The sequence below is a fragment of the Streptomyces sp. NPDC055632 genome, from assembly GCF_053618675.1.
The window spans coordinates 18193-38004 of the sequence record NZ_JBSHHY010000011.1 but is presented as its reverse complement, the minus strand read 5'-3'; the positions used below and the strand labels follow the sequence as shown (position 1 = coordinate 38004).

Annotated in this window: 19 protein-coding genes and 1 pseudogene; 8 read left to right on the top strand and 12 right to left on the bottom strand. The window is 73.6% G+C overall.

Annotated features, from left to right (window positions below):
- Window positions 1-27 precede the first annotated feature (27 nt).
- A complete protein-coding gene (locus ACWGSR_RS16595) occupies window positions 28-834 on the bottom strand; it encodes an SGNH/GDSL hydrolase family protein (RefSeq protein ID WP_376235160.1) in 807 nt (268 codons plus the stop codon).
- Between the two features lie 664 nt (window positions 835-1498).
- Here ACWGSR_RS16595 and ACWGSR_RS16590 point away from each other — a divergent pair.
- The 4 genes from ACWGSR_RS16590 (at window position 1499) to ACWGSR_RS16575 (ending at window position 5526) form a co-directional block, all read left to right on the top strand.
- Complete coding sequence (locus tag ACWGSR_RS16590; protein WP_453567100.1) at window positions 1499-2329, top strand: glycosyltransferase family 2 protein; 831 nt, start codon at window positions 1499-1501, stop codon at window positions 2327-2329.
- The gene (locus ACWGSR_RS16585; RefSeq protein ID WP_453567098.1) at window positions 2326-3480 is read left to right on the top strand and encodes a glycosyltransferase family 2 protein; all 1155 of its coding nucleotides are present in this window, start codon (window positions 2326-2328) and stop codon (window positions 3478-3480) included. Before ACWGSR_RS16590 ends, ACWGSR_RS16585 begins: the two co-directional genes overlap by 4 nt.
- On the top strand, window positions 3477-4334 hold the full coding sequence (locus ACWGSR_RS16580; protein WP_453567096.1) for a polysaccharide deacetylase family protein: 858 nt from the start codon (window positions 3477-3479) through the stop codon (window positions 4332-4334). The genes ACWGSR_RS16585 and ACWGSR_RS16580 overlap by 4 nt, the downstream gene beginning before the upstream one ends.
- Window positions 4335-4407: 73 nt before the next feature.
- A complete protein-coding gene (locus ACWGSR_RS16575) occupies window positions 4408-5526 on the top strand; it encodes a DUF5925 domain-containing protein (RefSeq protein WP_376235167.1) in 1119 nt (372 codons plus the stop codon).
- 115 nt (window positions 5527-5641) lie between these two features.
- Here the strand turns inward: ACWGSR_RS16575 and ACWGSR_RS16570 are convergent, their stop codons facing one another.
- Window positions 5642-6016 carry a GntR family transcriptional regulator gene (locus tag ACWGSR_RS16570; protein WP_453567094.1) on the bottom strand — a complete coding sequence of 125 codons (375 nt, stop codon included), beginning with the start codon at window positions 6014-6016 and terminating at the stop codon, window positions 5642-5644.
- A gap of 73 nt (window positions 6017-6089) precedes the next feature.
- Between ACWGSR_RS16570 and ACWGSR_RS16565 the strand changes: the two genes are divergently transcribed.
- Window positions 6090-7013 carry an N-acetyltransferase family protein gene (locus ACWGSR_RS16565; RefSeq protein WP_453567092.1) on the top strand — a complete coding sequence of 308 codons (924 nt, stop codon included), beginning with the start codon at window positions 6090-6092 and terminating at the stop codon, window positions 7011-7013.
- On the top strand, window positions 6994-7479 hold the full coding sequence (locus ACWGSR_RS16560) for a DUF402 domain-containing protein (protein ID WP_453567090.1): 486 nt from the start codon (window positions 6994-6996) through the stop codon (window positions 7477-7479). Before ACWGSR_RS16565 ends, ACWGSR_RS16560 begins: the two co-directional genes overlap by 20 nt.
- Window positions 7480-7484: 5 nt before the next feature.
- Here the strand turns inward: ACWGSR_RS16560 and ACWGSR_RS16555 are convergent, their stop codons facing one another.
- The 4 genes from ACWGSR_RS16555 to ACWGSR_RS16540 form a co-directional block, all read right to left on the bottom strand.
- The gene (locus ACWGSR_RS16555; RefSeq protein ID WP_376235173.1) at window positions 7485-7949 is read right to left on the bottom strand and encodes a DUF6299 family protein; all 465 of its coding nucleotides are present in this window, start codon (window positions 7947-7949) and stop codon (window positions 7485-7487) included.
- A gap of 76 nt (window positions 7950-8025) precedes the next feature.
- Entirely contained in the window at window positions 8026-9531 is a 1506-nt protein-coding gene (locus ACWGSR_RS16550) for a tripartite tricarboxylate transporter permease (protein ID WP_376235175.1), read from the bottom strand.
- A 2-nt stretch (window positions 9532-9533) separates the two neighbouring features.
- Complete coding sequence (locus tag ACWGSR_RS16545) at window positions 9534-10040, bottom strand: tripartite tricarboxylate transporter TctB family protein (protein ID WP_366377713.1); 507 nt, start codon at window positions 10038-10040, stop codon at window positions 9534-9536.
- Entirely contained in the window at window positions 10037-11020 is a 984-nt protein-coding gene (locus ACWGSR_RS16540; RefSeq protein WP_453567087.1) for a Bug family tripartite tricarboxylate transporter substrate binding protein, read from the bottom strand. Before ACWGSR_RS16540 ends, ACWGSR_RS16545 begins: the two co-directional genes overlap by 4 nt.
- 135 nt (window positions 11021-11155) lie before the next feature.
- Here ACWGSR_RS16540 and ACWGSR_RS16535 point away from each other — a divergent pair, with 135 nt between their 5' ends.
- On the top strand, window positions 11156-11824 hold the full coding sequence (locus ACWGSR_RS16535) for a response regulator (protein ID WP_453567085.1): 669 nt from the start codon (window positions 11156-11158) through the stop codon (window positions 11822-11824).
- Between the two features lie 184 nt (window positions 11825-12008).
- Window positions 12009-13010, top strand: a pseudogene (locus ACWGSR_RS16530) (lytic polysaccharide monooxygenase auxiliary activity family 9 protein); the annotation flags it as partial.
- Between the two features lie 9 nt (window positions 13011-13019).
- On the opposite strand, the gene ACWGSR_RS16525 reads toward ACWGSR_RS16530, so the two are convergent.
- The 6 genes from ACWGSR_RS16525 to ACWGSR_RS16500 all read right to left on the bottom strand — a co-directional run bounded on the left by ACWGSR_RS16525 (window position 13020) and on the right by ACWGSR_RS16500 (window position 19701).
- Entirely contained in the window at window positions 13020-14138 is a 1119-nt protein-coding gene (locus ACWGSR_RS16525) for a hypothetical protein (protein ID WP_453567083.1), read from the bottom strand.
- A gap of 201 nt (window positions 14139-14339) precedes the next feature.
- Window positions 14340-15221 (bottom strand): esterase/lipase family protein, encoded by an 882-nt coding sequence (locus ACWGSR_RS16520; protein WP_453567081.1) that lies wholly within the window; start codon window positions 15219-15221, stop codon window positions 14340-14342.
- 270 nt (window positions 15222-15491) lie between these two features.
- Complete coding sequence (locus ACWGSR_RS16515; protein WP_453567079.1) at window positions 15492-16385, bottom strand: S1 family peptidase; 894 nt, start codon at window positions 16383-16385, stop codon at window positions 15492-15494.
- A 179-nt stretch (window positions 16386-16564) separates the two neighbouring features.
- Window positions 16565-17353 (bottom strand): DUF1684 domain-containing protein, encoded by a 789-nt coding sequence (locus ACWGSR_RS16510; protein WP_453567077.1) that lies wholly within the window; start codon window positions 17351-17353, stop codon window positions 16565-16567.
- A 6-nt stretch (window positions 17354-17359) separates the two neighbouring features.
- Entirely contained in the window at window positions 17360-18667 is a 1308-nt protein-coding gene (locus ACWGSR_RS16505) for an NtaA/DmoA family FMN-dependent monooxygenase (RefSeq protein WP_376235193.1), read from the bottom strand.
- Window positions 18664-19701, bottom strand: a complete 1038-nt coding sequence (locus ACWGSR_RS16500; protein WP_453567075.1) for an LLM class flavin-dependent oxidoreductase — start codon at window positions 19699-19701, stop codon at window positions 18664-18666. Before ACWGSR_RS16500 ends, ACWGSR_RS16505 begins: the two co-directional genes overlap by 4 nt.
- Window positions 19702-19812 lie beyond the last annotated feature (111 nt).

Below are 19812 nucleotides of genomic sequence, written 5' to 3'. Positions count from 1 at the left end.
CACCGCGTTCCCGAACGGACGTACCCGCTACACCGCGTTCCTGAACGGCGGCAGGTAGCCGCCGGACTGCCCGGCGGCGGTCGGGTGGTACGACTCGCCGATGTTGAGCCAGTTGACGCTGTGCAGCCAGGCCGAGCCGGAGCAGATCTCGTGCCCGGTGAAGGCGGAGACGACACTGGCGAAGGTGTAGCCGTGGTCGGCGGCGCGCTTGGCCACGGCCGCGTTGAGATAGTCGGAGGCTCCGTTGATGGCGCGGCGCTCGCCCTCGCTCAGGCCGGCGACGCAGGTGCCGTTCAGCTGGTAGAAGCGCGGGTAGCCGAGGACGACCACGCGGGCGTTGGGCGCCTTGCCCCTGATGGCGTCGTACACGGAGTCGAGCTTGCCGGGCAGGGTGGAGTCGACGTAGGCCTTGGCCTGATTCACACGGTTGACGCAGGTGGACTCGGACTGGAGCACACAGGTGGTCATGACGTCGGCGAAACCGGCGTCATTTCCCCCGATCGTGAGGGAGACCAGGTCGGTGGCGGTCGAGAGCGGTCCGAGCTGATTGGCGGTCACATCACCCGTTCGGGCGCCCGAGCAAGCGGTGAAGGCGAACGAGGAGGGGGCGTTCGCGTTCTTCCAGAGGACGGGGTACGCCTTCGTGGAGCGCTTGCAGTTGCCGCTGGCGCTGTCGTAGCTGCCGGCTCCGACGCCGGAGGAGTACGAGTCCCCCAGCGCCACGTAGTCGAGTGCGGCGGTCTCCGCGGCCTGAGCGGTTCCCGCTCCGGTGAGGGCGAGGACGGCGCCGAGCAGGAGGGCGGAGGAGAGGGCGGTGAATCGGGGCAGTCTCATGGAACCTCCCTGTAGCAGGATCTCTGCGTTACCAGGTAGTAGCAGCGGATCCGCCACCCCGGAAGTGTTCATGTCAAAACTGGGGGTGAACTCCCTCCGACCCTCCGTCAAGGACCGTCGAGATCCGGCCACTAGAGGAAGCGGATGCTCCGCTCCCGCTCAACGCCCGCATCGCCCGCATCGCCCGCTCAAACGCCGTATGAAACGCGACGCATTCACACATCCCCGCACAGGAGTAAATCCCGCCCCACCACTCCCCCACGTGTCATCGCATTGATCGAATCCGACCGGGAAAAGTGCACTTCCGATCACTGAAGCGCCGTCAAACTACGGAAAGGCGGGCCACAGAGCCGGGTCTTGCCATACAGTCGCATTCATCAATACCGTCGTGCATCTCACCCGCACCGATCCATCACGCACAGCGGCTCAGGGGAGGGCTCCAGCGTCGCGGTGGCTCCGGTGCGGGGCGCGGCAGGGGGGGTTCCGCGCTCGGCGTCCGAACGTGTGCCGAGTCGCGGATGCCGCGCGGCCAGAACATGCCAACTCGCTCTTCCTGCAAGGAGATCGCTTCCACGAGGGTGGGCGAGAACCCCCCTTTCGAACCGGACACACCACCGGACCGCCCAAGGGGTGGGCGGTCCACCGGACGAGAGGGAAAAGACCCATGAGCTCGTTCCTGCGCCCAGCCGTCGCGGGCGAAGAAATAACCGAGCCGAGTCGAATAGCCGCCCGGTACCGGGCCATCACCTCACACCTGGCGATCGCTCCGCCGGTGAGCGTCGTCATTCCCGCCATGAACGAGGCGGAGAACCTTCCGTACGTCTTCGGGACACTGCCGGAATGGATTCACGAAGTCGTTCTCGTCGACGGGAATTCCACCGACGACACGGTCGACGTCGCCCGTGAAATCCGGCCGGACGTCAAGGTCGTCAAACAGGCCGGAAAAGGCAAGGGCGACGCGCTGATCAGCGGTTTCGCCGCCTGCACCGGCGACATCATCGTCATGGTCGACGCGGACGGCTCGGCCGACGGCCAGGAGATCGTCTCCTACGTCTCCGCCCTCGTCGGCGGAGCGGATTTCGCCAAGGGATCCCGTTTCGCCAACGGCGGCGGCACGGACGACATGACGCCCGTCCGCAGGCTCGGGAACTGGGCCCTCTGCACGCTCGTCAACCGCAAGTTCGGCGCCCGCTACACCGACCTCTGCTACGGCTACAACGCCTTCTGGCGCCACTGCCTCGACAGGATCACCCTCGACTGCACCGGATTCGAGATCGAGACCCTGATCAACATCCGGGTCGTCAAGGCCGGCCTCAAGGTCCAGGAGGTGCCGAGCCACGAGTACAACCGCATTCACGGCGTCAGCAACCTCAACGCCGTGCGCGACGGCATCCGGGTCCTGAAGGTCATCCTCAAGGAGAAGTCCCCCGGCCGGGCGGACCGCCGCCGGCCCGCCCCCTTCTCGGTCAACGTCCCCCGGGGAGAGGCGTCTTGAGCGACAGCACGTCCCCGCCCGGCTTCTCGGTGGTGATCTGCGTCTACACGGAGGACCGCTGGGAGGACATCCTCGCCGCCGTCGGCTCCGTGCGGAAGCAGTCGCTGCCGGCCCTGGAGACGCTCCTCGTGGTCGACCACAACGAGCGTCTCCGCGCGCGGCTCGCCGAGGAGTACGCGGACGCACGGCTCCGCGAGGAGGTGCGGGTGCTCGCCAACGCGGGCCCCCGCGGCCTCTCCGCCGGCCGCAACACCGGAATCGCCGCCGCCCGCGGCGGGTTCGTGGCCTTCCTCGACGACGACGCCGTCGCCGAGCGGGACTGGCTCCGGCACTTCGCCGGCGCCTACGACGACCCGCGCGTCATGGCCGTCGGCGGCCGGACCCTGCCCTCCTGGGCGTCCGGCCGCCGTCCGGCCTGGTTCCCGGAGGAGTTCGACTGGGTCGTCGGCTGTACGTACCGGGGTCTGGCCCCGGGCCGCGTCCCCGTGCGGAACGTGCTCGGCGGCAACGCCTCCTTCCGCCGTACGGCCTTCGACGCGGCGGGCGGCTTCGCCACCGGCATCGGCCGGGACGGCGACCGGCGGCCCCTGGGCTGCGAGGAGACCGAGCTGTGCATCCGGCTCTCCACGGCGCTGCCCGGGGCGATCCTGCTCATGGACGACCGGGCGGTCATCCACCACAAGGTGCCCGCCGTCCGCGAGCGCTTCGCCTACTTCCGCACCCGCGTGTACGCCGAGGGGCTCTCCAAGGCGCTCGTCGCGCGGAGCGTCGGCGCGCGGAAGGGGCTGGAGTCCGAACGGCGCTACACCACCCGCGTGCTGCCCGCCGGCGTCCTGCGCGGGGTGCGCGACGCGCTGCGCGGCCGCTCCGGCGGCGCGGGCCGCGCCGGGGCCATCGTCACCGGGGTGACCCTCGCGGCCGGCGGCTACGCCCTCGGCCGGCTGCGGGCCCGCCGCTCCGGCACCGCCTTCTCCTGGGGCCCGATCGAACGGACCGACGGACCGGGCGTCGACCGAACCGACGGACCGACCTACGGACCGGCTGACGGACCGGCCGCCGAGCCGACCGACGAGCCGATCGCCGAACGGGCCGGGGAACGAACCGAGGACGGCGTCGTCGCGAACGGCGCCGCCGAAGGAGCGGTCACATGACGGGACCGGCGGCAACGCCCGGCGCGCCCGGGGCACCCAGGACGACCGAGGCATCCGAGACGACCGGCAGCGCCCCCGTACCCATCCTCATGTACCACGCCGTCGGCCGGGACCCGGCCCCCGCCGTCCTCGGGCTCTCCGTCACGCCCGAGGCGTTCGCCGCGCAGATGGCGGTGGTCGCCGAGCGGGGGTTCACGCCGCTGACCACCGCCGGGCTCGCCGCCGCCTGGCGGGACGGGACCCCGTTGCCCGCCCGGCCGCTGCTCATCACCTTCGACGACGGCTACGAGGGCGTGCACCGGCACGCCCTGCCGGTCCTGGCGAAGCACTCCTTCGCGAGCACCGTCTTCGTCTCCACCGGCTGGCTGCGCGGCGAGCACGACGGTGGCGGCGCGCTCGACACCATGCTCGACTGGGCGCAGGTGCGCGAACTGGCCGACGCGGGAACGGAGATCGGCGGTCACAGCCACAGCCACCCGCAGCTCGACCAGCTCGACGCGGGGCGGCTCCGGTTCGAGACGCTGCGCTGCCGGGAGATCGTCGGCGAGGAGCTGGGCACCGCCCCCGTCTCCTTCGCCCACCCGTACGGGTACTCCAGCCGGCGGGTCCGCCGGGCGGTCCGGGAGGCCGGGTTCGCCCAGGCGCTCGCCGTCGGCAACGCGCTCGCGCGCCGCCGCCAGGGGCCGTACGCCCTGGAGCGGGTGACCGTGCGCCGGTCCACCGGCACCGAGGAGTTCGCGCGGCTGATCGAGGGCCGTGCGATCGCGCGGAACTTCGCGGCCGACCGGGCCCTGACCAAGGGGTACGCGCTCGCCCGGCGGGCCCGGGGCGCCCTGCGGGGCCACTGGATCTGACGTACCGCCACTCCGGCGACCGGGGGCGCGCCCCGCCCAAAAGACGGTGCGCCGCGCATCCGGTTGCCGGATCATGGGCGCCATGGCTGACACCCCACCGGTACCGTCCGAGCCGCAGCGGTCGCTGCCGATCCGGTTGAACCTCGACGACAGCGACTCGCCGTCGGACGTCGTCGACGCGCTGTTCCTCGGCCGCTTCGCGACCGGCGAGCAGCCGCACGCGCACAGCACCACCCTGGACCGGGTCAAGCCGGAGGCCACGCTCCTTCCGGCGGGCGCGCGCGTGCTGCGGGCCTCGAAGGACGACGACCGCAGCGCCCTGCTCGCCGAGGGCGAGGGCTGGACGCTCCTGGTCTCCCGCTGGAACCGGGGCGCGGACGTCACCGTGACGGCCACGGACGCGGAGCTGGCGACGCGGATCCTCGGCGAGGCCACGGAGGGGGCGAAGGACGAGCCGGAGCCGCAGCCCGAGAACGTGACGATGGGCTTCTGGTACGTGTCGCCCCGGCGCGGCCCGCACCGCACGACCCGGCAGATCAGCGCCGGGACGTGGGAGGAGGTCCGGTCCCACTACTCGGCGCCGGTGGCCGAGTCCATGGACCGGCTGATGAAGGTGACGCCCGACTCCATCGCGGGACGCCTCCTGCTGCTGCACGGGCCGCCGGGGACCGGCAAGACGTCCGCGCTGCGGACGCTGGCGCGGTCCTGGCGGGACTGGTGCCAGGTGGACTGCGTGCTCGACCCGGAGCGGCTCTTCAACGACGTCGGCTATCTGATGGACATCGCCATCGGGGAGGACGAGGGCACGGCGAAGGGCCGCTGGCGGCTGCTGCTCCTGGAGGACTGCGACGAGCTGATCCGGGGCGAGGCGAAGCACACGGCGGGCCAGGCCCTGTCGCGGCTGCTCAACCTGACGGACGGCCTGCTCGGGCAGGGGCGGAACGTGCTGGTCGGGGTCACCACCAACGAGGACCTGGAGCGGCTGCACCCGGCCGTGGTCCGGCCGGGCCGCTGCCTGGCCCGCATCGAGGTGGGGCCGCTGAGCCGGGCCGAGTCGGTGGCGTGGCTCGGGCGCGAGGAGGACGTGCCGCGCGAGGGCGCGACGCTGGCGGAGCTGTTCGCGCTCCGTCGCGGCACGCCCCCGGCGGACCTTCCCGAGCCCCGCACGGCGGGGGCGGGGCTGTACCTGTAGTGCCCTTCGCAGGGCCCGGGGCCCGTCCGGCGGATCAGGGCCGGACACGCCCCGGGGCGTGTGTCGAAAGTCCCGCCTGCCCTCCGGGCAGACGGCGCCACTTTCGACACACGCCCTAGCCGTCGTACGCCGCCCGCAGGGCCTCGTTCATCGCCGCTTCGGCGGCCTCGCGGCTGAGGCCGAGGCGGCGGGCCTCCTCGGCGTACTGGGCGGCGGCGGTGGCGGCCCGGCGGCTGGCCGCGTCCCCGGCGGCGGCGACGAAGGTCCCGTGACGCCCGCGCGTCTCGATGACCCCGTCCGCCTCCAGCGCCTTGTACGCCTTGGCGACCGTGTTCGCTGCGAGTCCCAACTGCTCCGCGAGCCCCCGTACCGTCGGCAGCTTGTAGCCGACCGGCAGTCCGCCCGACCGGGCCCGCTCCGAGATCTGGGCACGCAGTTGTTCATAGGGAGCGGTGGTGGATTCGTGGTCCACGACGATGGTGAGTGTCACCCGCCGATTCTGCCCCCACCCCGCCGGAAAAGGGGAGGCGGCGGTGCGCCCTCTGCCCGTAGCGTGCGCCCACATGACTGTGATCGTCCGTTACGTACGGGACGGGGACGCCGAGGGCTTCGCCCGGGTCCGCCGTGCCGCGCTCCCCTTCATGCTCGCGACCGCCGAACAGCTCGCGTTCGACTGGGCGCACGCCCACCCCGACAGCCACGCGCGTCCGTTCGTCGCCGTGGCCGAGGACGGCGGGATCGTCGGCACCGTCCAGCTGCGGATCGCCCACGACTCGCCGGAGCCGGGCATCGGCTCCCTCAACGTGTACGTGGACCCCGCCCACCAGGGGCTCGGCGCGGGGACGCTGCTGCTGCGCGCCGCCGAGGAGCACCTGGCCGGACACGGCGCGCACACCCTCTACAGCTGGGTCCTGGACGCGCCGGAGCACCGGGGCTGGGCGGAGCGGCGGGGGTACTCCCCCAGCCGCTCGGCCCACTTCCTCCGGCTCGACCTGGCGCGGGCCGGGCTGCCGCCGCTCCGGACGCCGCCCGCCGGCGTCGAGCTGCTGACGGCCGAGGACTTCGCGGCCGATCCCCGGCCGCTGTTCGAGCTGGACGCGGTGACGACCGCGGACGAGCCGGGCAACGTGTCGGTCGCGATGGACGACTACGCGCACTGGCGGGAGACCACCTGGGAGCACCCCCTCTTCGACCGGTCGCTGACGACGGTCGCGGTGGTGGACGGGGTGCCCGCCGCGTTCAGCGCGGCGCAGACGGACGGCGCGGGCCGGTACTCCACGGGGATGACGGGCACGGCGCCGGCCTTCCGGGGGCGGGGGCTCGCCAAGCTGGTGAAGAACGCGTCCCTGCACCGGGCCCGGGAGGCGGGCTGCACGGAGGCGTTCACCGGGAACGACGCGGGCAACGGGCCGATGCTGGCGATCAACGAGTGGTTCGGCTACGAGATCGCGGCGACGGAGGTGCGGCATGTCCGGACGCTCGGTTGAGGTCACCCTGACGAAGGCGGGCCGGACGAAGATCCGCTACCCGGCCGAGGTGCTCGCGGAGGAGCCGGGCCGGCTCTCGGTGCGCGCGCCGTGGGCGGCCGAGGGGGTGCGGGACTTCGGCTTCGTGCGGTTCGAGCCGGGCGACGTGTTCGTGGAGCACTACTGGCAGGGCCGCTGGTTCACGGTCAAGGAGGTGCGGTCCGCCGACGGCTCCCTCAAGGGCTGGTACTGCGACGTCACCCGGCCGCCGGTGATCGACGGCTCCGGGGTGGTGGTCGAGGACCTGGACCTGGACCTGTGGGTGTCGGCGGACGGCAGCGAGGTGCTGCGGCTCGACGAGGACGAGTTCGCGGCGAGCGGTCTCGCCGCCTCCGACCCGGAGGCGGCGGACCGGGCCGTGGCCGCCCTCGGCGAGCTGGAGGCACTCGGCCGTGACGGTCTGATCGACCTGCTGGACACTCCCTAGGGGCGTCAGCGCAGCTCGACGTCCGCCTTCTCGGTGACGAGGAAGCGGGGCAGCGGCAGGCCCGTCCCGCTGAGCTGCAGGAGGGTGGCCTCCACGCGGGCGGCGCCGGGGACGTAGGCGGGGTCCTTCACCACGGAGCGGTTGGTCCAGGTGTGGAGGTGTCCGTCGCAGACGGCCCGGGTGCCGCCGATGCCGGTGGAGCGGTCGCCCTGGACGAGGGTGGAGCTGACGAAGACGGGGCCCGCGCTGTCGTCGAGGCACCGGTAGGTGCCGGAGAGGGTGACGGTGCTGTCGTCGGCGACGGTTCCGTACGCGTCGACGAAGAGGCCGTTGGTGAAGTCGGCGTCGCGGACGGAGGCCCCGGTGGGCCGGTCGGCGGCGTGGTGGCCGTCGGCCCCTCCCGCGTGGGCGAGGGGGGCGACGGCGGCGGTGAGCAGGGCGGCTGCGGCAAGAACGAGCCGGACGCGCATGAGGGGGTCCCTTCGGGGGTGGGGGATGGTACTGCCCGCCAGGGATACCCGGATCCGGCCGTCGGACGGCCTAAGTTCATCCCTTCGGTGGGGCGGGGGCCGTGCGCCGGGGGAACGCCCGCCGCAGGAGCGGCCAGGCGAGCAGGAGGGCGACGACCGCGTACACGGTGATCGAGAACGGGGTGTTCACGAGTCCGGCCGGGGAGCCGTCGCTGATCTGGAGGGCGCGGCGCAGCTGCTGTTCGGCGGCCGGGCCGAGGATGACGCCGATGACGGCGGGCAGCACCGGCAGGCCGTAGCGGCGCATCCCGAGGCCGATCAGGCCGATGACGAGCAGGACGACCAGGTCGAGCGCCTCGCCGCCCACCGCGTACGCGCCGACGGCGGCGAAGAAGAGGATGCCGGCGTAGAGGTACGGGCGGGGGATGCGCAGCAGCTTGGCCCAGACGGGGGCGAGCGGCAGGTTGAGCGCGAGCAGCAGCACCATGCCGACGAAGAGCGAGGCGATCAGGCCCCACACGAGCTCGGGCTCCCGCTCGAAGAGCAGCGGGCCGGGCTGGATGCCGTACTGCTGGAACGCGGCCAGCATCACGGCGGCGACGGCGGTGGTGGGCAGGCCGAGGGTCAGCATGGAGACGAGCGTGCCGGCGGCGGAGGCGGAGGCCGCCGCCTCGGGTCCGGCGACGCCCTCGACGGCGCCCCTGCCGAACTCGTCCTTGTGCTTCGAGAGCCGCTTCTCGGTGACGTACGAGAGGAAGGTCGGGATCTCGGCGCCGCCGGCCGGGATGGCGCCGAAGGGGAAGCCGATGAACGGGCCGCGCAGCCAGGGCTTCCAGGTGCGCTTCACGTCCTCCCGGCCCAGCCAGGGGCGGCCGACCGGGATGGCCTCGCCCGCCGTGCGGCGCAGGTGCGCGGCGACCCACAGGGCCTCGCCGATGGCGAAGAGGCCGACCGCGACGATGACGACGTCCACGCCGTCGGCGAGCTGGAGCGAGCCGAAGGTGAGGCGCTGCTGTCCGGTCATCGAGTCCAGGCCGACCAGGCCGATGGTGAGGCCGATGAGCAGGGAGGCGAGGCCGCGGACGCGGGAGGAGCCGAGGACGGAGGTCACCGCGATGAAGGCGAGGACCATGAGGGCGAGGTAGTCGGGGGCGCCGATGTCGACGGCGAGCGCGGCGACGGTCGGGGCGAGGACGACGAGCAGGATCGTGCCGATCATGCCGCCGGCGAAGTGTCCGACGGCCGCGGCGGCGAGCGCCTGCGCGCCCCGGCCGGCCTTGGCCATCGGGTTGCCCTCGATGGCGGCGACGACGGCCGCGCTCTCGCCGGGGGTGTTGAGCAGGATGGAGGTGGTGGAGCCGCCGAACATGGCGCCGTAGTAGATGCCGGCGAACATGATGAAGGCGCCGGTCGGATCGAGTCCGTAGGTCACGGGGAGCAGCAGGGCGACGGCCATGGCGGGGCCGATGCCGGGCAGGACGCCGATGGCGGTGCCGAGGAGCACGCCGAGGGCGGCCCAGAGCAGGTTCATCGGGGTGAGGGCGGTCCCGAAGCCGTCGATGAGGGAGTTCAGGGAATCCACGGTCAGATCACTCCCATCAGCGGGCCGCCGGGCAGCGGGACGCCGAGCAGCTTGTCGAAGACGGCGTAGGTGAGGAGCGACAGGGCCGCCGCGATCAGCGGGTCGCGGGGGAGGTGGCGGCTGCCGAGGGCGTAGGCGGCACCCCAGAAGAGGAGGGCGCCGGCGACGGGGAAGCCGACGGGTCCGATGAGGACGGCGAAGCCGAGGAAGACGCCGGCCAGGAGCAGGACGGTGCGCCAGTCGGCGGGTTCGGTCAGGTCGACGTCCTCGCCGGTCTCGGCCTCGCCGCGGCCGCCGCGCAGGACGTCGACGGTGAGGAGGACGGAGACGACGAGGAGGCCGCAGCCGACGACGAGGGGCACGGTGGCGGGGCCGACCGGGCCGCGGCCGGTGACGGTGTCGTCGAGGGTGAGGGCGTCGGTGAGGACGAGGACGCCGAGGAGGAAGAGGAGGGCCCCGACGCCGAGTTCGGAGCGTCCGCGCAGCCAGGGGGGAACGGTCGGCTTCACAGTCCCAGCTCCTTCAGTACGGAGGCGACGCGCCGGTCCTGCTCGGCGAGGAAGTCGCCGAAGCCCTCGCCGGGGAGGAAGGCGTCGTCCCAGCCGTGGGTCTGCATCGACGCGCGCCACTGCGGGGAGCCGTGCAGGGCGGTGACGAGGGCGACGAGCTTGTCGCGCTCGGCGTCGGAGAGGCCGGGCGGGGCGACGATGCCGCGCCAGTTGGTGAACTCGGTGTCGAGCCCGGCCTCGCGGAGGGTGGGGGCGTCGAGGCCGGGGACGCGCTTCGGGCCGGTGACGGCGAGGAGGCGCAGTTCGCCGGCCTCGATCTGGTCGAGGTACTCGCCGACGCCGGAGACGCCGAAGGCGACCTTGTTCCCGAGGATGGAGGCGAGGAGTTCGCCGCCGCCGTCGAAGGGGACGTAGTTGACGTCCTTGGGGGCGATGCCGGCGGCGCGGGCCATCAGCATGGGGGCGAGGTGGTCGGGTCCGCCGGGCGAGGAGCCGCCGCCGACGGGCAGCTTGCCGGGCTCCTTCTTCCAGGCCGCGAGCAGGTCCCCGATCGTCTTGTACGGGGAGTCCTTGCCGACCACGACGATGTCCTGCTCCTCGGTGAGCCGGGCGATCGGGGTGGTGTCGGCGAGGGTGCTCGGGGTCTTGTTGGTGTGGAGGGCGCCGACGACGCCGAGGCCCATGGACATGGCGAGGCGGCCGTTGCCGCGTTCGCCGACGAGCCGGGTGAGGCCGACGGTGCCGCCCGCGCCGGGCAGGTTGAAGACCTCGACGTCGCCGGTGAGTCCGGCTTCCTCGGCGTTCTTGGCGACGGTGCGGGCGGTGATGTCGTAGCCGCCGCCGGGGGTGTTGGGGACCATGAAGCGCAGGCCGGGGATCCGCGTGCCGGTGTCGGAGCCGCTGCCCGGGCTGAGCAGCGGCGGACCCACCAGCACGAGCAGCGCCGCTCCGAGGAGGGCGAAGGGGGTGCGCAACCGCACGTGTGCCGCCTCTCAGGTAGGAGGGAAAAGGGGGTGTGAGGTGGCCCACATGTTGCCCGCGCGTTAAGAAGCTGTCTCTCTTCCGCAACCAACGGACGTTGTGGTCGTTGTGGTCGGGATCTAGCGTGGGTCGGCGTGACGAAGGTGCTGGTGGTCGACGACGACTTCATGGTCGCCAAGCTGCACTGCCGCTATGTCTCGGCGGTGGCGGGCTTCACGGTGGCCGGGGTCGCGCACAGCGGCGCCGAGGCCCTGCGGGCGGCCGAGCGGCTGCGGCCCGACCTGGTGCTGCTCGACGTGTTCCTGCCCGACATGGACGGCGTCCGGGTGCTGCGGCAGCTGCGGGCGGCGGGGCACGGCACGGACGCGCTCTTCATCACGGCGGCGCGGGACGCGGGGACGATCCGCTCGGCGCTGCGGGCCGGGGCGCTGCACTATCTGATCAAGCCGTTCAGCCAGGCGGCGCTGCACGAGCAGCTGCGGCACGTGGCCTCGCTGCGCAGTCGCCTCGACGACCTGGACGAGGCCCGGCAGGAGGACGTCGACCAGATCTTCGGGGCCCGTCCGCGCGGCTCCCGCGAACTTCCCAAGGGCCTCGCCGCCCCCACCGCCGACCTGGTCGACTCGGTCCTGCGCGCCCACCCGGAGGGCCTCTCGGCGGCGGAGTGCGCCGAGGCGGGCTCCCTGTCCCGGGTGAGCGCCCGCCGCTACCTGGAGTACTTCGCGGAGACGGGCCGCGCGGAGGTCACCCTCCGCTACGGCGGCACGGGCCGCCCGGAACGTCGCTACCGGCGGCTGGGCTGACGGGACTCCCGCGAGGGGCCGGCCCGGACGGCTCCGGGCCGGTTCCTCAGGCGTCGCTTAGCGCCTCCTTAAAGGGGCCCTAAGGATGCCCGCCTCCCCCTTCTCACGGGCTTTTCCGCGGTTCCGGACGGCTAGCTTGCTGGGCAACCCCCCACGTTCGCCCTCGTGAAGGAGCTGTCCTCCCATGACCTCTCGCCGTTCGGCCGCAGTCGTCACCGCCGGTACCGTGCTGGCCCTGTCGGGGCTCTCGGCGGCCCCCGCGTCCGCGCACGGGTCGATGACGGATCCGGTGAGCCGGGTCTCGGCCTGTTACGCGGAGGGGCCGGAGTCCCCGAAGTCGGCGGCCTGCAAGGCGGCGGTGGCGGCGAGCGGGACGCAGGCGTTCTACGACTGGAACGCGGTGAACATCGCGAACGCGGCCGGGCAGCACCGGCGGCTCGTCCCGGACGGCAAGCTGTGCAGCGCGGGCAACGACAAGTACCGCGGCCTCGACCTGGCGCGGGCCGACTGGCCGGCCAGCAGGCTGAGCTCCGGGACGCACACCTTCCACTACAAGGGGACCGCGCCGCACCGGGGTTCGTTCGAGCTGTACGTGACGAAGGACGGCTACGACCCGTCGAAGCCGCTGAAGTGGTCGGACCTGGAGGCGAAGCCGTTCCTGACGGTGACCGACCCGGGCATGCAGAACGGCGACTACGTCTTCCGGGGGACCGTGCCGAAGAAGTCCGGCCGCCACCTGATCTACTCGATCTGGCAGCGCTCCGACTCCCCCGAGGCCTTCTACACCTGCTCCGACGTGGTCTTCGGCAAGGACGGCGGCTCCCCGGCGCCGAGCGCCTCCGCGCCCACCGAGCAGCAGATCGAGGACGGCGCGGACCACTCCTCGGTCGAGCACGGCGGGCACGGGGACGACGACCCGGCGACCGGCGCCGGGGACACGGGCGCCGGGAGCGAGGGTGCCGAGGAGGCCGGAACCGGGGGGACGAACGCGCCGAAGACCCCGGCGCCCGCCGCCCCGGCCGAGCCCAACGCGCCCGCCCCCGCCGGTACGTCCGGCTCCGGTGTGGAGCTGGCCGAGACGGGCGGGGACTCCAGCACCCCGTACCTCGCGATCGGCGGCGCCGCCGTGCTCGCGGTCGGCGCGGCCGTGCTCTTCGGGGCCGCCCGGGCGGGGACGGGGTCCGGGGCAGGTGCGTCAGGCGTTGTCCGCCGCGCCGGCCGCCCTCGTGTGCCGGACCACGGCCGAGGCCGCCAGGGCGACGACGGCCACGGCGCCCAGCAGGGCCAGCGCCTTCGCCCAGGCGGACGTGGCGCCGAGGCTGCCGCTCAGCAGGTCGACGCCGCGGGCGCTCGCGACTCCGTGGAGCGCGATGACGGCGACGCCGAGGCCCGCGGCGGCGGCCCAGGCCACCAGGGTGTCCCGTGCCGCGAGCCAGGCGCCGCCCACCAGGCAGAGCGCGGTGACGACCACGGACAGCGTCTCCGTGTCACCGCCCGAGCGCAGGCCCGTGAGGTCCGTCGGCAGATGGACGAGGCCGCAGGCGGCCAGGGCGAGCGCCGCGGGCCAGCGCAGCACCGACCGCAGCGCCGGGGAGGTGCTGTGGCTGCCGGGCCCCACGGCCAGCGCGCGGTCCAGGTGCGACCCGGTCCGCTCGGCGGCGGACCGGGGGCGCTTCGGGGCGGCGGCCGGGGCGGTGGCGGGCCGGGGGGCCGTCGGGGCCGTGTCCTCGGTGCCGAGGATGCCGACGAGCCGTACCACGTCCTCGATCGGCCGGCCCACCGCCGCGGCGCGCAGCGTGGTCTCCGCCTCGTGGAGGTCGTACCCCGAGGCGTTCAGGAGGGCGACCAGCTCCCGCACCTCGTCCAGGGGGCGGGTGACCGCGGCCGCGCGGAGCGCCACCTCCGCGGGGCTGGAGAGTTCGCCGGTCTCCTGGAGCCGGGCCACGAGCGCGGCGACCTCCTCCACCGGGCGCTCGGTCGCCGCGGTGGTCAGGAGCGTGCGGACCGCCTCGTCGCCGCTCTCGTCCTGGTCCGGAGCCTCCTGCTCGGCGGGGGTCTCCCCGACGTCCGGGACCTGCTCGGCGGCCGGGACCTCCGCGGCGAGCGGGTTCTCCCCGGGGGCCGGGGCCTCTTCGGCGAACGGGGTGTCTCCCGCAGCCGGGGTCTCCTCGGCGAACGGGGGCTCCCCGGCGGCCGTGGCTCCCCCGGCCGTCGGCGGCTCCGCCGCGTGGTCTGTGGGGGGTCGTATCTCCGCTTCCGCTCCCGCTTCCGCGCCGTCCTCGGTGGGCTGGATCTGGGGCAGTTCGGTGGTCATGTCACAAGCTCCGTTCGTGGACGCCTTCGGGACGCCCACCATGTCCGTCTCGCGGTGTGCCAGAAACGCACACCTGATGACATTTAGTGCGCATCTCGTGGCATTGCGCCATCAGAGGGCGTTTCCATTGCGCCGACGGAGCGAGGACGGGCACGGCCGGGGCCCCTTCCGAGGGGCCCCGGCCGCGTACGGACCGGCGTGCTAGCCGACCACGGAGAGGCAGGTGGTCGGGGTCGCGCGGGCCGGGTCGAGGGCGTTGGCGACCTCGTGGAAGGCGACCCGGTCCACCGTGCCGATCGCCACGTGCTCGGACAGGTCGAGCGCGCACTTGTCCTGGATGAGGACGTTGGTGACGTTCGGGCCGCTCAGGAACTGCGAGCGGTACGGCGTGACGACCTCGTCGTACTGGGTCGCGATGACGTGGTAGCGGACCCCCGGAACGGTGTCGCCGCCCTCGTTGAGCTTGGTGACGAAGGGCGAGCCGGCGACCTGGTCGGCGAGGCCCGGGGTGCTGGAGCTGATGAAGTCCTCGACCCCGGGGAAGTACGGCAGGAGCCTGGTGAGGCCGAGCAGGGTGGTGCCGTGGTTGTTCGGGGCGATGCCGACGAGCGCGTTCACCTTGCCGGCGCCGCCGAGGAACTTCAGGTACCAGCGGGGCATCATGCCGCCCTGCGAGTGTCCGACGAGGTCGGCCTCGGGGGCGCCGGTGGCGGCGAGGACCCGGTCGACGTAGGTGGCGAGCTGCCCGGCGGAGGCCTCGACGGGGCCGAGGCCGTGGAAGAAGGGCACGTGGGGGAGCTGCCCGTAGTCGAGCGAGAAGACGCAGTACCCGCGGTTGACGAGGTACGGCGCGAGGCCCAGCCAGTTGTCGACGGAGTTGCCGAAGGTGCCGTGGACGAGGACGACGGGGCGCGGGTGCGCGGCGGAGGGCTTGCAGGAGAAGTCGTTCCAGCCACGGCTGGGCGCGGCGGCGACGGCCCCGGCCCGGTCGGGGGCGGCGGAGGCGGCGGTGGGGGCGAGAGTGGCGGCGGCGGTCAGCAGCAGGACGGACAGCGCTCTGACGGCGTGCTTCCAGGGCAGCATCGGGCGATCTCCTTGCGGCTCAAGGGGAAAGGTGGGGTGCTACGCCCTGCGGTCCGGACCACAAGTGGGGATGCGCTTCAGCCAAGCTACGCACGGGTAGCCACGGCTGGGAAGTTACGCGTCGGTAAAAAGTGATGCGCCGTCATGAGCATCTGATAATGCGGTAGTTGGGCGCGGGACCGTGGACGGGACGCGGAAAGGCCCCGGCACGGGAGTGCCGGGGCCTTCTCGTCCTCACGTCGGGGGCCGCTCGCCCCCGGCGCGGTTTCCTCAGTACACGCTCACCCCGTACGCGCTCAGCGCCTCCGTCACGGGCTGGAAGAAGGTCGTGCCGCCCGAGGAGCAGTTGCCGCTGCCGCCCGAGGTGAGTCCGATGGCCCGGCTGCCCGAGTAGAGCGGGCCGCCGGAGTCGCCGGGCTCGGCGCAGACGTTCGTGCGGATCAGACCGGAGACGATGTCGCCGCCGCCGTAGTTCACGGTGGCGTTGAGGCCCGTCACGCTGCCGCTGTGGATGCCGGTGGTGGAGCCCCGGCGGGTGACCGACAGGCCGACCGTGGCGTTGCCGGCGCTCGTGATGTCCACGCTGCCGACGCCGCCGGTCTTGGTGATGGAGCTGTTGGTGTAGCGGACCAGGCCGTAGTCGTTGCCCGGGAAGCTGGACCCGGCGGTGGTCCCGAGGACGGTGGTCTTGGCGGAGTTGGCGTACCAGGTCCCGGCGCCGTCGGTGCAGTGCCCGGCGGTCAGGAAGAAGTAGTTGCCCGCGCCGTCCCGGACGTTGAAGCCGAGCGAGCAGCGCCAGCCGGCGTCGGCGTAGATCGGGTCGCCGCCGGAGATCAGCTTGCTGAAGCGGCCCGGGGTCCGTTCGACCTTGATGGCGGCCGCGTTGGCCCCGGCCCGCTCCTTGATCTTCGCGATCTCCGCCGCGTCGACGGTGGAGTCGGCGGTGACGACGAGCCGACCGGTGGCGGTGTCGACGTGCCAGGCCGTGCCGGCCACGTCGGCGGCGCGGACGGCGTCACCGGTCGCCGCGAGGGCGGCGGCGCTGTAGGTGCCCGCGGTTCCGGTGGAGTCGGCGTTCGCGGTGGGGACGGCGAGCGCCGCGGCGGCGGCGAGGCCGGCGGTGACGGCGAGCAGCCGGATCGTTCTCGTGGGGGTGGTGCGCATGGTCCTCACTTCTCGTTCCTCCCGAGGGGAATCGGGGGCCCGCCGTGGGGTGCCGGGCCCGTGAGGCGCGGCCCGGAGGCCGGCGCTGTGGGGGAGTCTCCGGCCGTACGACTTCACGCCGCAAGGGCGCCTTTCGGCCGTACAGCCGTCAACTACCGCACATCACGAGGGGATTGGGGTCAGGCCCGCGCGAGGTGCCGCTCCCCCGCCGGGACGGCGACGTCGAGGGTGTTCCCCGGCGGCGGGAACGGGCAGAGGAAGTGGTCCGCGAAGGCGCACGGCGGCAGCAGCGCCCGGTTGAAGTCCACCGTCACCGTGCCGTCCGCCGCCGGGGCCGGGGGCTTCAGGAAGCGGAAACGGTGGCTGTCCCGGCCGCTGGTGGCGTCCGCGAAGACCGCCCATAGGGAGCCGCCCTCCTCGACGGCCACCTGGAGCGTGCGCTCGCCGCCGTCCAGCTCGAAGACCAGCTCGCCGGCGAGGCCGAGGCCCCGCTCCCGGCCGTCGGCGTTCTCGACCCGCACGCTGCGCGTCTCCCCGTACGGGCGGAAGACGCCGGGCACCACCCAGCGCTCGTCGTACGGGGTGGCCTCGATGCCCCGGAAGGCGCGGCGCGTCTCCGCGCCGGGGTCGAAGTCCCGTACGGCCCACTCGCCCTCGCGCAGCAGCACCACGATCCGCCGCCCGGCCGCCGCGACCCGGGACTCCTCGGGCGGGCCCTGGTCGGCGGTGAGCCGGACGGTGCCGGTGAACGGTTTTCCGTCGACGGTGAGGCCGTCCGCGTCGGCCGCCGTCAGGACCACCTCGTCGCCGTCCGCCCGCCACTCCCCCGGAACGGCCGGAATTCGCCCCTCCGGGTGATCCGAGAGCCAGTGGTTGCCCGTGAGGGAGAGCAGTCCGTACGGGGAGGAGACCGAGGCCTCGCGCGCCTCGTGCCACTCCCGCCAGTCCTGCCGTGGATCCGTGCTCATGCTTTTTCAACCCTTTCGTACGGGCTCGGGGAGCCCGAGGTGGGACCGGAGCGTCGTGCCGGCGTACTCCGTGCGGAAGACCCCGCGCTCCTGGAGCAGGGGGACGACCCGGTCGACGAAGTCGTCGAGGCCGCCGGGGGTGAGGTGCGGGACGAGGATGAAGCCGTCGGCGGCGTCCGTGGCGACGAACTCCTCCAGGGCCGCCGCGACCGTCTCGGGAGTGCCGATGAACGACTGTCTGCCGGTCGACTCGATGACGGTCTCCCGGATCGACAGGCCCCGGGCCTCGGAGAGCGCCCGCCACTTGCGGGCGACGCCGACCGGGTCGGCGACCCGCACCCTGCCCTGCACGAGCGTCGAGTCCGGGTCGGGGTCGACGTCCGGCAGCGGCCCGTCGGGGTCGTAACCGGACAGGTCGCGGCCCCAGACCTGCTCCAGGGCGAGGATCGCGTTCTGCGGGGAGACCTGCTGCCGGCGGATCCCGGCGGCCCGCTCCCGCGCGTCGTCCTCGGTGTCGCCGAGGACGTACGTCACGCCCGGCATGATCTTCAGGTCGCCCGGCTCCCTGCCGTACCGGGCGAGCCGGCCCTTGACATCGGCGTAGAACTCCCGGCCCGCCTCCAGGGTGGAGTGGCGGGTGAAGATCACGTCGGCGCCGGAGGCGGCGAACTCCCGGCCCTCGGGCGAGTCCCCGGCCTGGATGACGACCGGGTGTCCCTGCGGGGAGCGCGGGACGGTGAACTCGCCGTCGATCCGGAACTGCGGCCCGCTGTGCGCGAAGGGCTTCGGGGTGCCCTCCGGGGTCCAGGAGTCCCACAGCTCCCGGGCGGTGGCGAGGAACTCGGCGGCCCTGGTGTACCGGTCGGCCCGGTCCAGGTAGCCGCCGCGCCGGAAGTTCTCGCCGGTGAAGGCGTCCGAGGAGGTGACCACGTTCCAGGCGGCCCGGCCCGCGCTGAGGTGGTCGAGCGAGGCGAGCCGCCGGGCCAGTTCGTAGGGCTCGTTGAAGGTGGCGTTGACCGTGGCGGCCAGGCCGAGCCGGTCGGTGACGGCGGCCAGCGCGTTCAGGACGGTGATCGACTCGGGCCGGCCGACGACGTCGAGGTCGTGGACGCGTCCCGCGTGCTCGCGCAGCCGCAGCCCCTCGGCCAGGAAGAAGAAGTCGAAGAGCCCGCGCTCGGCGGTCCTGGCGAGGTGCTCGAAGGAGGAGAAGTCGATCTGCGAGCCGGAGCGCGGATCGGCCCAGACGGTGGTGGAGTTGACGCCGGGGAAGTGCGCGGCGAGGTGGATCTGCTTGCGGGGCTCCCGAGTGCTCATGCGCCCGCTCCCGTCCTGACGCGCACGCCGGCGGCGTACTGGCTCTCGGGGCGGTCCAGGCCCAGGTGGTCGCGGAGGGTGGCGCCCTCGTAGGCCGTGCGGAAGAGGCCCCGGTCGGCGAGCAGGGGCACGGTCACGGCGGTGAACCGCTCCAGGTCCCGCTCCGGGACGGCCGGCACGAGGTGGAAGCCGTCGACGGCCCCGCCCCCGTGCCAGTCCGCGATCAGCCCGGCGAGCGCGCCGGGCCCGCCCTCGTACGCGTCGGTGTCGACGGTCAGCGAGAGCAGCACGCGCAGCTGCCCGGGGTCGCGGCCGTGGGCGCGGGCGACCCGGTGCAGTTCGGCGCGGAGCGCGGCGGCCTCCTCGGCGGTGGCGGCCTCGACCAGGACCACGTCGGCGTGGCGGGCGGCGGCCTCCCGGGCGGCGGGGCGGGTGGCCTCGACGACGGTCACCGGGTTGCCCTGCGGGGGCCGGGGGACGATCGAGGGGCCCTTGACCGAGAAGGTCGCGCCCTGGAAGTTCACGTAGTGCAGCTTGCGGCGGTCGACGAACCGTCCGGTCGCCACGTCCCGTATCTCGGCGTCGTCCTCCCAGCTGTCCCACAGCTTGCGGGAGACCTCGGCGACCTCGCCGGCCTCCTGCCAGAGCTCGGCGGTGGGCGGGGCCGGGCGGCGGCCGAAGAGCCGGGCCTCGGCGCCGGTCGGGGAGACCCCGATCCGCCAGCCCGCCCGGCCCCGGCTCACCCAGTCCAGGGTGGCGACGGCGGCCTGGACGTGGAAGGGCTCGGTGTGGGTGGTGGTCACGGTCGGCACGAGGCCGACGGAGCGGGTCTCCGGGGCGACCCGGGCGAGGACGGCGAGCGCGTCGAGGCCGGGCCGGGCGAAGGAGTCGTCGTGGGTGAGGAAGTCGAGCCCGGCGGCCTCGGCGAGGCGGGCGAGCGCGACCGTGCGCGCGGCGGTGTCCGGGCCCGGGTCGGCCCGGCCGGAGCCCGGGGCGAGCTCGGCGGCGAGGTGGAGCGGTCGGCTGCTGGTCATGCGGTCTCTCTCGAAAAAGTTCGCGGGGCGGGGCGGGGCCGGGGGGGGCGGGGCCCCCCCCCGGGGTTGTGGGGGGGGGCGGGGCGGCCCGGGGGGGCGCCGCGGGGGAGG